The organism is Sorangium sp. So ce302 (genome assembly GCF_051530145.1).
Classification (GTDB): domain Bacteria; phylum Myxococcota_A; class Polyangia; order Polyangiales; family Polyangiaceae; genus Sorangium; species Sorangium cellulosum_B.
Genome location: NZ_CP150326.1, coordinates 9,280,571 through 9,293,847, shown reverse-complemented (window position 1 = coordinate 9,293,847; position 13,277 = coordinate 9,280,571). Strand labels below are relative to the sequence as shown.

Genomic DNA, 13,277 nt, shown 5'->3' with positions numbered 1-13,277 from the left:
GCCGCGCGCTCGTCGCTGGCTCGTCGCTGGATCGCGGCGCCGCGTGTGGTGCGCGTCGTGCGTGTGGTGCGCGTGCTCATTGAGCAGCCGTGCTGCCCGCGGTATGGGGTCGGCCATGTCGATCCGTTGCCGCGCTTCCGCGCTCTCCGGCCGTACGGCCGGAGAACGTCCCTGCGACGCCCGCCGGGAGGTCGCCTCGTGACAGCGCTCGTGATCCGCCGGGCGGCGCCCACCGACGCCGCGCTGATCGCGGCGAACAACCGGGCCATGGCGCTCGAGACGGAGGGCAAGGTGCTGGATGCCGCCACCACCCTCCGCGGCGCCGCCGCGCTGATCGCGGATGCCGCCAAAGGGTTCTATCTGGTGGCCGAGCACGCCTCCGAGATGGCCGGGCAGCTGATGGTCACCTACGAATGGAGTGACTGGAGAAACGGCACTTTCTGGTGGATCCAGTCCGTCTATGTGACCCCCGCGCAGCGGCGCAGCGGGGTCTTCCGGGCGCTGTATCGGCGAGTCCACGAGATGGCGGCGGACGCGGGGGACGTATGCGGTATCCGCCTGTACGTGGAGACCGCGAACGCGCGAGCGCAGTCGACGTATGTCGCGCTCGGAATGCGGCGTTCGCACTACGAGCTCTACGAGCTCGATTTGGCCTTCGGCTCGTCCTGAGGGGTCCGGCTCTCCTGGTTCGAACCAGGGGGGACGACCGCGGCCATCGACGGCCAGGAGCCCTTGACGAGGGCTCGCATCGCGGCCGTCTTCAGCGCCACCTCCCCAGGATCGAGGAAGACGCCGAGGGCCTGGCGGATGTGAGGGAGCGTGCGGATGAGATCGGCTGGCGTCATCGCTTCGGGCGGTGACACATCGCTCCGCTCGCAGGCCTCCTGGATGATCTTTCTGGCGAACGCGGGTGCGAGGCCACAGCACTCGACGACCTGCTCAAAAAGCGAGCGCATGAGCTGGTTCCCCCCGGGGTAACGTCCGACGCGCGGCGCGTCTTTCACTTGGGCGAGCACATACCGCCCTACGACAAGAATAGCCTACCTCCCCTATCGCGCTCGTGAGGCGGCCACTGACGTTCTGCTGTCTTCCGTGAGCATGTAGGCGACGCCGTGCGTTCAATGTGCGATAGCGCGACCCGACGTCGCGTTATCGGCGCCGAGGTCGCGGGTGCTCGCGGTCGTCGGGGTGTTGGACGTGTCTCCATGGTCGGAGTGTTGGACGAGGCGGCGAAAAGGATCATGGCTCGCCCGGGGGGGCGCGCTGGATCCATGCGCACGTACCGTCTTGGGCTATCTCCGCGGTGACGTCGTGCGTCACAGCCCTGCGTGCGTCACAGGCCGGATGGCTTGAAGGGCGTCCGGGAGGTCGTCCGCGGAGCGCTCCGCTTCGGCTCTGGCGCCTTTGGCGCGGTCTTCGGCGCCGCGCTCCGAACGGTCGATGAGCGGGTGGCCGGCTTCGCCGTCGGGGCCGTGGATCCGCTGGTCGTGCGCGTGTCGGGCCGGCTCGTCCTCGGCTTGACGGCCGCGGGCGGGGTCGCTCTGGAGCTCGGGGCGGGGCTCTGGGCGGCTCCGCCGGGAATCACGCCCTGAGCGGAGCCGCCGGGGACCGCGGACCCGGCCAGCTCGCCGGGATGCCCGGGCGCGGCCGCCTGGACCGGCCCGCTGGCCGCCGCGGCGGCGGGGAAGAAGGACGAGATCCGGGAGGCAGAGGCGCTCTCCGCCGTGAAGGGAGCGGCTGGCTCTTGCTGGCCGGCGGCGAGAAAGACGCCCGCCCCGACCGCGAGCGCGACCGCGCAGGCGCTGGCGAGCACGCGGCGGCGCACGATGTGGTGCCGGCCGCGGGAGACGGCCTCGGAGACGACGGCGCCCAGCCCCGGCGCGCTGCCCTCGGCGCCCGAGTTGTCCTGCGCCGCCTCGACGCTCCGCTGGGTCAGGGGAGCGCGCTGGCTCAGGGGCAGACGATCGCTCAACGGAGAGCGCGGGCTCAGCGGCAGAGGATCGCTCAACGGAGAGCGCTGGCTCAGCGGCGATCGCCCCGACCGGGGCGCCGACGCGGGGCCGCCCCGCGCGCTGACCGGCGCGGTGAGGCTCTCCGGCGGCCCGCGCAAACCGACCTCCTTGATGAGCGCCTCCACCGCCCGGGGCGACGACACAGCGAGGCCCGGCGTCTGCGTGGCTGCGTCTTCCAGCGCCTCGGCGAACGCCGCGGCGGTCGGGAAGCGATCGTCGGGGTCGGTGCGCAGCGCGCGCAGGCAGATCTGGTCGAGCGCGGCCGGCACCGACGGGACCACCCCGCGCGGACCCGTGGGCGCGCCCTGGAGGATCTGCGCGAGCAGCGCGCCGTCGTTGTCGGCCTTGAACAGGCGCTCCTCCGTGAGCATCTCCCAGAGCACCACGCCGGCGGAGTACACGTCGCTGCGACGGTCGACGTTCGCGGCCCGGATCTGCTCGGGCGCCATGTAGGCGAGCTTCCCCTTGAGCGCGTTGCCCCGCGTCGACATGAGCCTCGTCTCGGCGCGGGCCACGCCGAAGTCGGTGATGCGCGCGATGCCGTCGACGCCGACGAGCACGTTCTGCGGCGAGACGTCGCGGTGCACGAGGTTGAGCGGCTCGCCCTCGCCCCCCGTGAGCTCGTGCGCGGCGTGGAGACCCGCGAGCACGTCGAGGAAGATGCGGAGCGCGATCCCGAGCGGGACGGGCCGCTTCGCCCGCGCGCACGTGCGGAGCAAGCTGTGCAGCGACGGCCCCTCGATGTACTCCATGACGAGGAACAGCGGGTCCTCGACGAGATCGAAGGTCGCGACGACATTGGGGTGGCGGACCCGCGCCGCGAGGCGCGCCTCGTCGAGGAACATCGCCACGAACTCGGGCTCCGCCGCGATGTGCGGGTGCATCATCTTCAGGGCGACGAGGCGCTCGAACCCGCCGGCGCCCAGGGCCCGCCCGAGATACACCGTCGCCATGCCGCCTGACGCGATGGCGCGCAAGCTCTCATAGCGGCCCGCGTGCAAGGTCACGTGACCAGACTACACCATGCGTGGTGCGTTCTCCACGACTCCCGCGCCGCTCACGCGAGCCTCCTCCCACACGGCCGCGAGGAGAACCGGATTCTGTGTCGATGTGAGGTGCCCTGCGACCGATCGCCGAGCCCAGCGGCTCACGTGACCTGTCTCTCGGCGATCCGGGGCAGCGCTGCGCTGCGCTGCGCTGCCCTAGCCGCGCGCGGGGTGGGGGCGCGATCAGCTCACGATCGGCAGCCGCCTGGCCGTCCGCCGTGAGCGCGCGCCGCCCTGCTCGCGCTCGCGCAACGCAAGGTCGTGCTCGATGATCGTCAGGGGGTTGTCGTAGGTCGGTAAAGGAAGATCCTGATTCTTCGCATAGACAGGGTGCCTACCGTGCTTCTTGTACCACTCGGCCACCGTGGCGTTGGCCTTCATCTTCTCGAGGATATTCCGCCATCCAGCCCCGGTGTTGTACGCACAGAAGCTGATCTCGCCGAGCTGCGTTCCGTACGGAATGATGCACATCTCGGTGCGGCGGAAGTCGTAATTGAACAGGTCCTGGAACCACATGCCCGCGACGAAAAGGACACGCCACTCGTACTCGCGGGCGTCGCCCTCGCCGGCGTGCGCGGCGCCCGTCTGGCTCAAGAACTGCTTCACGAGCGTCGCGAGGTGGAAGCCGGGCGGCGCCTTGTCCGGCTGGTAATGGCGCAGCAGCGCTGCGACGACCTGCGCCTTCGTGAGGGCGCGGCTGTGCCCCGCGTCGAAGATCGCGCGCAGGTCGGAGAGCAGCCCTTCGACATCGATGAAGTCGAGCAGCGGGACCATCTGCTTCGTCTTCTTGTGGACGAACAGCGCGGTCCCGATCCCGCAGTTCGGGTGGCAGCCGCAGTTGATTTGCCCCCAGTCCTTGTCGGGGCCGTCGAGGAGGTCGGTCACGTTGCCGAAGGGGCTGAGCGCCGACAGGGGGAACCAGTCGCGCAGCGGGTCGGTCACGCCGGTCTGCCGGGCGATGTCGTGCGCGAGGTGGCTCAGCGTATAGCGCTGCTTCTCGCGCAGCTCGTCGGAGATGTCCTCGTCGCGGCCGGTGAAGCTGACCGGCTGGAAGCTGACGACGGTGATCTTGTCGGCGTTCTGGACCGCAAAGTCGATGATGGGCCCCACCTGATCGTTGTTGACCCCGTTGACGATCGTCACGACCAGGATGACGTCGATCCCGGCGGCCGAGAGCTCCTCGATCGCCCGCAGCTTCACGTCGTAGAGGTTCCCGATCTTCCGGTGGCCGTTCGCGGCGTTCGTGACCCCGTCGAACTGCAGGTACGCCATCCGGAGGCCCGCTTCCTTGGCCTTCCTGGCGAAGCCCAGCTCGTCCGCGAAGCGGATCCCGTTCGTCGCGCACTGCACCGCGAAGTAGCCCTTCTCGCGCGCGTACCGGATCGCGTCGAGGAAGTGCGGGCTCAGCGTCGGCTCGCCGCCGGAGAACTGGATCGACATCTGGCGGCGCGGGCGCACCGCCGCCGCGTCGTCCAGGATCCGCGTGATCTCCTCCCAGGAGAGCTCATGCACGTAGCCGACCTGATTGGCATCCATGAAGCACGGGTCGCACATCATGTTGCAGCGGTTCGTCAGGTCGACCGTGAGCACCGCGCCGCGACCGTAACGGATGGTGCTGGATCCGTGGTTGTGGATCCTGTCCTTCGTCATCTCGACGTCGCGGCCGCCGAAGAGGCGCTCGATCCGCGCCAGGAACGCCGGGTCGATCGAGATCGTGTCCGAGAAGAAGCCATGCTTCGGGCACGTCTTCTCCATCACCACGCGCCCTTCGCGCGCGACGATGCTGGCGCGGATCTCCCCGGGCTTGTCCGTGATGAGCTTGGTCCAGTCCGCCCTGCCACTCAGGATCTCGTCGCGCGCCTCCTTGACGCAGCGCGGGCACAGGCTGTCCGTCTCGCGAGGCCAGCCGAGCGGGGGCTTCGTGCGCTCGCCGCCCCTCGGGATCGGCTTGTCGCTCCACTTCGGGTGAAACGGCCTGGGCTCGCCGCCGAGGCGGCTCAGTCGCTGCAAGACCGGCCACGCCTTGTCGGCGGAGACCGTGATGGCCTTTTCCAGTGTCCGTACCAGGTCGATCAAGCGTCACCTCTCTCACAGCCGCATTTCGCGGCTGCACGGTAGGTCGACCTAGCGCGTGCTTCCATCAAATTCCAGGCTGTCACGCGGCGCTGACACGGCTCGGCCTGGGGCGTGACAGCGGGCCGTCGATCGCGGGATAGTGCGGCGCAGCGAATGCGATTCCTCCCTGGAACCCCCCGCGCCCTGGGCCTCGCCGCGGCGCTCGCGGCCACCGCGATGGCGGGCCCGGCAGCGCCTCAGCCGGTCGCGCGGACCGCCCGGGCGCCGCAGGCCGCGGAGGAAGGCGGCAAGGCGTCCGCGGGGGCCGAGGCCGGCGCGACGCCGCTGCGCGGCAGCCTCGGCGTGGCCGTCGGCGAGCGGCTGCTCTCGTCGAGCGACCCGGCGGCGCGGCTCCGCGGCATCGAGCGCCTCGGGGCGATCGGCACCGAGGAGGCGGTGAGCGCGCTGCTCGCCGCGCTCGAGCAGCACGGCGCCCCGGGGGCGCGCGATCCCAGGACACGCCTCGCGGCGGTGCGGGCGCTGGCGCCGCACGCGCAGCGCGACAGCGTGCGCCAGCTCCTCGCGCGCGAGCTCTCGGAGAGCGCGCCCGCGCGCGGCGCCGCCTCGCCGCTCGGCGAGGTGCTGCGCGGCACCGCCGCCCTCGCGCTCGCGCGCACGGGCGAGCGGCGCGCGCTCGGCGTGCTCGTCAACGCGATCGTGCAGGGCGGGGCCGCGGGCGAGGCCGCCGCGCGCGCGATCAAGGCGCACCCGCCCGCGTCGCTCCAGCTCCTGCTCGGCAGCCGCAAGCGGCTCGAGCCGGCGCTCGCGAGCTTCCTCGGCGATCTCGGCGATCTCCGGGCGATCGCGGCGCTCCGGCCGATGCTCGAGGGCGGCGACAGGGCGGCGCAGGTGGCCGCGGCGCGCGCCCTCGCGCGCCTCGGCGACGAGGCGGCGCTGGCGAAGGCCCGCGCGTGGCTCCGCAAGCCAGAGCCGGGGCTCTTCGAGCCGACGGCGGAGATCCTCGTGTACCTCGGCGCGCCGGAGGCGGCCGACGCCGTGGCCGCGCTGCTCGGATCCGAGCTCGGGCGGATGGAGGGGCTCAGGCTGGCCGAGCTCGGGCCGGCGGAGCGGCTCGCGCCGGCGCTCGCGCGCGCTCTCCCGCTGCTCCCCGACGACGCGCGGCCCCGCGCGGTCGCGGCGATCGGCCGCGCGGGCGGCGCGGAGGCGGCGCGGCAGCTGCGCCGGGTCCTGAACGAGCGCCCCGAGCTGGCGACGGCGGCCGCGTTCGCGCTGGCGACGATGCCGGGGGCCGAGGCGCGGGCCGCGGTCGCGGAGCTCTTCGACGGCCCGCGCGCCGCGAAGGACGCGGACCTCCGCAGGCTCGGCCTGCGCGCCGGGGTGGTCCGCGGGCTCGTGCTGCGCGACGCGCCCGAGGCGCTCGAGAAGCGGCTGCTCGCCGCGCTCGCCGCGCCGAGCGGGTCGAGCGATCGCGCCGTCGGGGTGTTCGGCGCCGTGGCGCTCGGCCTCCGCGACGCGGTCGACGTCGTCGGCGCCTGCTCCCCGTCCTCCTGCGATCGCGCGGCGGTCCACGCGGCGGCGCGCGGCGCGCTCGCTCGGGGCGAGCGCGCCCTCGCCGCCCTCGCGCCGCTCTTCGCGGCGCTCGCCGCGTCGGGCGCCGGGTCGCCGCCCGGCGCCGCGAGCGCCGCGAAGAGCGGCGACCCGGCGCCCGACGCGGCGGCGATCTCCGCCGGCGTCGCGCTGCTCGCGGAGCCCGGGGGCGGGGCGATCGCGACCTCGCGGCTCGCCGCCCTCGCGGAGGCGGGCGGACCGCTGTCGCCGCTCGCCGCCCGCGCGCTCGCGGCCCGCGACGACGAGGTGGTCCGCGGCAGGATCGAGCGGCTGCTCGAGGGGAGCGATCCCGTCGTGCGCGCGCACGTCGCGCTCGGCCTCGGGAGCGACCCCATGCCCGACAGCGTCTCCCTTCTCGCCCGCGCGTACCGCTTCGAGGACGACCCCGCGGTGCGCCGCGCGATCGTCCGCGGCCTGTCCCGGCGCACCGAGGTGCAGCGCAGGCGCGTCCTCGTCGCGGCGCGGGACCTCGATCCTGACGAAGGGGTGCGCGCGCTCGCGCGGGCCGCCCTCTCCGGCGCCGGCGCGCGGGCGCTCGATCGGCCGCGCTCCGCGCTGGCGACGGGCGTCGTGTGGGTGGCCATCGTCCCGAACGACCGGAGCGCGTCCGGGAGCGCTTCCTCGCGTCCGGCGCGGCTCGTCCGGCCGGATGGGCTGGCGGTCCCCGTCGTGGCCGATCCCGACGGCGTGCTCCTCGTGCCGGCGGTGCCGCCCGGCGCGAGCGCCGTCCTGCTTGCGCCGGCCGCACCCCCGGGGGACGCTGGCTCATGACGACGATGAGCAACGCGACGGACGAGGGCGCGGGCGTGGAATCACGCGCCGAATCACGCGTCGAATCGAGCGCGGAGCCCGGCGCCGCCGGGGCGTCGGCGAACGCCGAGGCCGACCGCGCTCCGCGGAGCGGCGACGCGGGCGCCGGCGCGATGTCGTTCGAGGAGTCGACGCGCCGCCTCGCGAAGATCGTCGCGGAGCTCGAGGGCGGCGATCTGCCGCTCGAGCGCGCGCTCTCGCTCTTCGAGGAGGGCATCCGCCTCTCGCGGTCGGCGCAGGAGCGCCTCGATCGCGCGGAGAAGCGCGTCGAGGAGCTGCTCGGGATGGACGCCGACGGGCGCCCGGTGACGCGCGAGTTCGAGAGCTGAGCGGAAGAAGGGTGACATGAGGACCGCAGCGGCGCTGATCATCGGCAACGAGCTGCTCAGCGGGAAGATCGCTGACGAGAACCTGTTCGTGCTGGCGGGCACCCTGCGCGCGCTCGGCGTCAGGCTGGAGCGGGCGGTCATGGTGCTCGATGAGATCGAGGTGATCGCCGCCGAGGTGCGGGCGCTCGCGGCGTCGCACGACTGGGTCTTCACGAGCGGCGGCGTGGGCCCGACGCACGACGACCTGACGATCGCGGGCGTCGCGCGCGCGTTCGGCGTGCCGGTGGTCAGCGCGCCCAACATCGAGAGCCTCCTGCGCGATTACTACGGCGATCGGCTCACCGAGGGGCACCTGCTCATGGCCCGCATCCCGGAGGGCGCGCGGCTCGTGACCGGCGGCAGCGCCGCGTGGCCCGGCGTGGTGATGCGCAACGTGTGGATGCTGCCCGGCGTGCCGCAGATCTTCCGGGCGAAGCAGGCGCTCATCCAGGCGGAGCTCTCCGGCGGGGCGCCGTTCGTCTCGCTCGCGGTGTTCACGACCCTCGACGAGGGGCAGCTCAAGCCCATGCTCGACCGCGTGGTCGAGGCCCACCGCGACGTCGACATCGGCTCTTATCCGAGGTGGTCCGGCGTCGAGTACCGCACGAAGCTCACGTTCGACGGCCTCGTCGAGGCGAGGGTGCGCGCGGCGCGCGACGCGTTCGCCGAGAGCCTCCCCGCGGAGACGATCGTCCGCGTGGAGTGACGCGCGCGCGTCTCCGTTCCCGCTCCGGGCGATGGCGCGCAGCCCTGGCGGCCGCCACCCTCCGCCGCCGTTCCGCCGCCTCGCCGGAGCGCGCGCCCCCGCGGCGCCCCGGGCCGGCAGGCGGGCCCGCCGCGTGCTTGTCGCTCGCGCATGAGCCCGTGGAAGCGCGCCCCCCTGCTGTCCGATCACCTCCCCGAGACGTGCACCGACGACCCCTCTGCGCTGGCCGCCTTTGTCGGCCCGCGAGAGCGAGCGCTCGAGGAGGGGATCTGGTCGCTGGGCGACGCCGACCTGCTCGCGATCGTGCTCGGCACAGGGCTGGTCGGCACCCCCGTGACGCTCGTCTCCGCCGCGCTCCTCTCGCGCTTCGCCGGGCTGGAGGGGCTCGCGCGGCTCGGCCCGCACGCGCTCGCCGAGCACCCCGGCCTCGGGCTCGCGAAGGCGCTCCGGATCGCCGCGTCGCTCGAGCTCGGGCGGCGCGCCTTCGAGCGCGCGGTGCGCCCGCGGCCTCCGGTGCGCACCTCGGCCTCGATCGCGGCGTGGTGCGCGGCGCAGCTCGGCCCGCTCGATCACGAGCAGATGTGGGTGATCTCGCTCGACGGCCGCAACGGGATGAGGGGAGCGCGCAGGGTCGCGCAGGGCGGGCTCCACGGGTGCTCCGTCACGGCCAGGGACATCCTGCGCGCCGCGCTCTCGGACGCGGCCTCGGCGCTCGTGCTCGTGCACAACCACCCGAGCGGCGACTCGGCGCCGTCGCCCGAGGACGTGGCCATGACCAACGCGGTCGCCGCCGCCGGCGAGGTGATCGGCGTGCCGCTCGTCGACCACGTCATCCTCGCGCCGGACGGGCACTACTCCTCGCTGCTCGATCTCGGGATGATCGCGCCCGGCGACGCGCCGCGCGGCGCCACCCCGCCGAGCCGACGCTAGGCGCGCTGGCCGACCAGGAGGCCGTGCCGCTCTCCGCCGGGCGCCCCGCCGGTGCCTGGCACGCTCGCGAACCGCAGCGTCGCGCCGCCCCAGTCGACCGACGGGCTCCCCTTCAGCAGCGAGGTATAGAGCGCGCTCGCCTGCGTCATCGGGCAGCCGATCGCCTCGCGCACGAGCGTGAGCGACGCGCCCGTCGCGTAGCTGACCGGCGCCTGCCGGCCGTCCTCGCCGATCACCGTGACCTTGAAGACGTCGTCCTCTGCGCGCGCGGCGCGGTCCGGATCGGTCAGCGCGAGGTGCAGCGCCTCGATGGCGCCGCTCCCGGGGCCATTGTTCGGGGAGTCGAGGGTCACGTGGAGCTCGAGGAGCGGCGCCGTGTAGCGGACGATCTGCCTCGCTGCGGCGCCCTCCGCCGTCGCGGGCGCCGCGCGCGCCTCGCGGCGCCTGAGCTGCGCCTCCATGACGAGCGCCGACCGCGCGAGCTCCCGCTCCGTCTTGCCGAGCAGCCGGCGCGCGCGCATGTCGGCGAGCGCGCGCTGCAGCACCTCGCGGTTCCTCGCCGCCTGCTCGTGGCTCCGCTCGCGCGCGAGCAGCGCCTCGAGCTCGCCCAGCGCTCGCTCGTGCTCCCCGATCGACGCGAGCGCGTCCGCGAGCGTGAGCCGGGCGTCGGCGAACGAGGGCGCGCGCCTCACCGCCTCGCGGTAGGCCGCGATGGCCGGCGCGATCTCCCGCCGCGCCTCGTGCGCGAGCCCGAGCGCGAAGGCCGCCCGCGCGTCCTCCGGCGCCGCCTCGCACGCGCGCGCGAGCCAGCGCGCCGCCTCGTCGTAGAGGCGCAGATCGTAGAGCACGACCCCGAGCTCGCGCAGCGCCCGCGGATCGGGCGGCTCGATCGCCGCGCCCCGCCGGAGCTCCGCGGCCGCCTCGTCGAGCCGGCCGAGGCGGACCAGGGCGCGGGCGTAGGCGAGGCGCGCCTCGATCAGCTCCTCCCCTCCCTCCTCCCCTCCGCCGGATTCCACCCCGCGCGCGAGCGCCCTCGCCGCGTCCGCCCAGCGCTCTTCCGCCGCGTACGCGGCCCCGAGCGCGAGCCACGCTCCCACGTCGTCCGGCGCGCCCGCGACGTGCCCCTCGAGCCCGGCGATCCCGCCCGCCATGTCTCCGCGGCCCAGCAGATCGAGCGCGCGCGCTCGCTGCGCTCCGGACGACGTCATGGCGGCAGCGTACGCCGGCGCGGCGGCGCGGGTCGAGCGCCCGAGCGGGCGGGGCCTCACCCGCGGCGGGGCCTCACCCGCGCCTTCGGCGTCAGTAGCCCTGCGGGAGATCGCCCGCCAGGCACGAGACGGTGTTCGGCGCCCCGCGCGACGACCACTTGGCGCCGGTCGGCACCTCGCCGTCGAAGCGCACGCCCTCGTGTGGATCCCACGACGGCGTCTCGCCCGGGCGCAGGGAGTGCGTCCCGCTCTGGTAGAACGCGATGATGTACGTATGCCCCGCGACGCGGCAGCCGAGCCGCCTCGCGAGCGCCTGCGCGAAGGACCGGCCGGTGTGGCCGAAGGCGCTGCAGCAGCGGAGCCACACGAGGGCGTCCGGCCCCGCGAGCTCGGCCCTCAGGGCGTCGAGCGCCTCGTCGAGCGGCGAGCCGGGCCGGAGCGCGGCCTCGTCGAGCCGCGTCGCGCCCATGCGCATGTACCCCCAGCCGCCGTGCCCCCAGGCCTGCAGCGACGCGATCTTCCGGCCGCGCTCCCGCGCCGCGCGCGCCGCCCAGCCGAGCGCCTCGGCCCAGCTCCCGGCGGACTGCCACGCGTCGGCCGCGCCCGTCATGCGGTGCAGCAGCGCGCCGGCGCGCCAGATCGGCGTGAGCCCGATCGTCGCGCCCACGGCCTCACCCAGGACCTCGAGGTCCCCGGTCTCGGCGGAACCGCCGGAGTCCGCCGCAGCTGGGTGCGCGCGCGCCGCCGCGCCATCGCGCCGCCTCGCGCCGTTTGCCCGCCGCGCGCTACCCCACCCGACGTCGGTGTTATCGAAGAGGACGAGCCGCATACAACCCCCCATTCTACGCGCTTCGAATGTACCGCCGCTCGCAACCGCGGCCACGCGGTCGATTCCCCACCCGCCCCCCGAGCGCCTCCCGACGCCGCTCCTCCTCGCGCCGCGCCGCGCCGCACGCGCCGTACGCCAGCGGGCACGCCCCGGGCGCGGCGAGGGCGCGATGGACGGGAGGAGGTCGTCCGTCGACGTCCTCCACCGTCTAGTTCGCGGTGGGCGCAATCGGTAGTGATTTCCTCCCGCGCCCTCGGTTAGCCTGCCCGAACCGATGGGCCTGTCCGAAAACATCAGGTTTTATGCGGCCACCGACGTCGGCCGCATGCGGGACCACAACGAGGACAACTACCTCGTCGACAAGAAGCTCGCGCTCTTCGTGGTCGCCGACGGGATGGGCGGGCACGCCGCAGGCGAGGTCGCGAGCGCGCTCGCCGTCCGCATCATCCACGAGGAGCTGAAGAAGGAGCGGGACCTCATCGAGAACCAGGCGCGCAGCAACGTGCGGCGCGCCGCGATGAAGGAGGTCCTCAGCCTGCTCGAGCACGCCGTCCAGCGCGCGTGCGCCCGGATCCACGAGGAAGCGAAGGCCGACACGACGAAGCGCGGCATGGGCACGACGCTCTCCGCGCTCCTCATCGCCGGCTCGCACGGCTACATCGCGCACGTCGGCGACAGCCGCATCTACCTCCTCCGCGAGGGGCGCATCCAGCAGGTCACCGAGGACCACACCGTCTACAACGAGCTCATCAAGCGCGGCAAGCTCACGCGCGATCAGATCGAGAAGGTCGCGCAGAAGAACGCGATCACGCGCGCCGTCGGCGTGTACGAGCGCGTCGAGGTCGACACGCTCACGATCGAGGTGCTCCCGGGCGATCAGTTCCTCCTCGCGTCGGACGGGCTCCACGGGTACATCGCGCACACCGCGGAGCTCGAGCCGTTCTTCGAGGAGGAGAACGGCGAGATCGCCGCGAACGGCCTCATCGATCTCGCGAACAGGAAGGGCGGCAAGGACAACATCACCGCGATCCTCGTCCGGCTCGGCCAGGGCGACCACCGCGACAGCGTCCGCGCCCGGCTGCTCGCGCTGAAGCGCGACGTGCTCGCGAAGATGCCGCTCTTCGCGCGCCTGCAGGAGCGCGAGATGCTCCGGGTCATGCAGGTCGCCGAGGTGCTCTCGTTCGAGCCCGGCCAGATCGTGGTGCGCGAGGGCGATCGCGGCGACGAGCTCTTCATCGTGCTCTCGGGCCTCGTCCGGATCATCCGCGGCGAATCGGTGCTGAGCGAGGTCGGCCCGGGCGAGCACTTCGGCGAGATGGCCCTCATCCGCAGCATGCCGCGCTCGGCCACCGTCTCGGCCGTGGAGCAGAGCGAGCTCATCGCCGTCCGGCGCGCCGATTTCTTCGAGATCCTCCGCAAGGAGCACGAGCTCGCCGTGAAGCTGCTCTGGCAGTTCCTGGGGGTGCTCGCCGACCGGCTCGATCAGACGTCGCGCGACCTGAGCACCGCCCGCGAGGAGCTCGCCGCGGAGGACATCACGAGCGAGATTTTCCCCGACAGCGAGGAGGGGAAGAGCCCGTTCGCCCCCGAGGAGCGCTCCTCGGCGCGCTGAACGGCGCCCCCGCGGCCGTGGCCGAGCGGAACGGAGCGGATTGCCGCGGCGGGAGCGGCGGGGCGGGACCGC

At 73.8% G+C, this 13,277-nt stretch carries 11 protein-coding genes; 6 read left to right on the top strand and 5 right to left on the bottom strand.

Annotated elements, in window-relative coordinates; translation table 11 throughout:
- Positions 1 to 198: 198 nt before the first annotated feature.
- Complete coding sequence (locus tag WME73_RS35275; protein WP_437555546.1) at positions 199 to 669, top strand: GNAT family N-acetyltransferase; 471 nt, start codon at positions 199 to 201, stop codon at positions 667 to 669.
- Here WME73_RS35275 and WME73_RS35270 read toward each other — a convergent pair.
- From WME73_RS35270 to WME73_RS35260, 3 genes are all read right to left on the bottom strand, one after another.
- A complete protein-coding gene (locus WME73_RS35270; protein WP_437294315.1) occupies positions 636 to 956 on the bottom strand; it encodes a hypothetical protein in 321 nt (106 codons plus the stop codon). The genes WME73_RS35275 and WME73_RS35270 overlap by 34 nt on opposite strands.
- A 377-nt stretch (positions 957 to 1,333) precedes the next feature.
- Positions 1,334 to 3,019, bottom strand: a complete 1,686-nt coding sequence (locus WME73_RS35265) for a protein kinase domain-containing protein (RefSeq protein ID WP_437912391.1) — start codon at positions 3,017 to 3,019, stop codon at positions 1,334 to 1,336.
- Between the two features lie 222 nt (positions 3,020 to 3,241).
- Positions 3,242 to 5,134 carry a radical SAM protein gene (locus tag WME73_RS35260; protein WP_437912390.1) on the bottom strand — a complete coding sequence of 631 codons (1,893 nt, stop codon included), beginning with the start codon at positions 5,132 to 5,134 and terminating at the stop codon, positions 3,242 to 3,244.
- Between the two features lie 153 nt (positions 5,135 to 5,287).
- On the opposite strand from WME73_RS35260, the gene WME73_RS35255 reads away from it, so the two are divergent.
- From WME73_RS35255 to radC, 4 genes are all read left to right on the top strand, one after another.
- Positions 5,288 to 7,513, top strand: coding sequence for a HEAT repeat domain-containing protein (locus WME73_RS35255; RefSeq protein WP_437912389.1), 2,226 nt, complete (start codon positions 5,288 to 5,290; stop codon positions 7,511 to 7,513).
- Positions 7,514 to 7,518: 5 nt separating this feature from the next.
- Complete coding sequence (gene xseB / locus WME73_RS35250; RefSeq protein ID WP_437912388.1) at positions 7,519 to 7,881, top strand: exodeoxyribonuclease VII small subunit; 363 nt, start codon at positions 7,519 to 7,521, stop codon at positions 7,879 to 7,881.
- A gap of 16 nt (positions 7,882 to 7,897) precedes the next feature.
- A complete protein-coding gene (locus WME73_RS35245) occupies positions 7,898 to 8,626 on the top strand; it encodes a competence/damage-inducible protein A (protein WP_437740741.1) in 729 nt (242 codons plus the stop codon).
- 150 nt (positions 8,627 to 8,776) lie between these two features.
- Entirely contained in the window at positions 8,777 to 9,556 is a 780-nt protein-coding gene (gene radC, locus WME73_RS35240) for a RadC family protein (protein ID WP_437912387.1), read from the top strand.
- On the opposite strand, the gene WME73_RS35235 is transcribed toward radC, so the two are convergent.
- The gene (locus WME73_RS35235; protein ID WP_437912386.1) at positions 9,553 to 10,764 is read right to left on the bottom strand and encodes a tetratricopeptide repeat protein; all 1,212 of its coding nucleotides are present in this window, start codon (positions 10,762 to 10,764) and stop codon (positions 9,553 to 9,555) included. The genes radC and WME73_RS35235 overlap by 4 nt on opposite strands.
- A 91-nt stretch (positions 10,765 to 10,855) precedes the next feature.
- Positions 10,856 to 11,593, bottom strand: coding sequence for a hypothetical protein (locus tag WME73_RS35230; RefSeq protein WP_437912385.1), 738 nt, complete (start codon positions 11,591 to 11,593; stop codon positions 10,856 to 10,858).
- 274 nt (positions 11,594 to 11,867) lie between these two features.
- Between WME73_RS35230 and WME73_RS35225 the strand changes: the two genes are divergently transcribed.
- Positions 11,868 to 13,205 (top strand): Stp1/IreP family PP2C-type Ser/Thr phosphatase, encoded by a 1,338-nt coding sequence (locus WME73_RS35225; protein WP_012239102.1) that lies wholly within the window; start codon positions 11,868 to 11,870, stop codon positions 13,203 to 13,205.
- The last annotated feature ends 72 nt before the right edge of the window (positions 13,206 to 13,277 follow it).

Coding starts and splice junctions, on each gene's coding strand:
- WME73_RS35230 (WP_437912385.1), bottom strand. CDS start 11,593: ATGCGGCTCGTCCTCTTCGATAACACCGACGTCGGGTGGGGTAGCGCG.
- WME73_RS35235 (WP_437912386.1), bottom strand. CDS start 10,764: ATGACGTCGTCCGGAGCGCAGCGAGCGCGCGCGCTCGATCTGCTGGGC.
- xseB (WP_437912388.1), top strand. CDS start 7,519: ATGAGCAACGCGACGGACGAGGGCGCGGGCGTGGAATCACGCGCCGAA.
- WME73_RS35245 (WP_437740741.1), top strand. CDS start 7,898: ATGAGGACCGCAGCGGCGCTGATCATCGGCAACGAGCTGCTCAGCGGG.
- WME73_RS35270 (WP_437294315.1), bottom strand. CDS start 956: ATGCGCTCGCTTTTTGAGCAGGTCGTCGAGTGCTGTGGCCTCGCACCC.
- WME73_RS35225 (WP_012239102.1), top strand. CDS start 11,868: ATGGGCCTGTCCGAAAACATCAGGTTTTATGCGGCCACCGACGTCGGC.
- radC (WP_437912387.1), top strand. CDS start 8,777: ATGAGCCCGTGGAAGCGCGCCCCCCTGCTGTCCGATCACCTCCCCGAG.
- WME73_RS35255 (WP_437912389.1), top strand. CDS start 5,288: ATGCGATTCCTCCCTGGAACCCCCCGCGCCCTGGGCCTCGCCGCGGCG.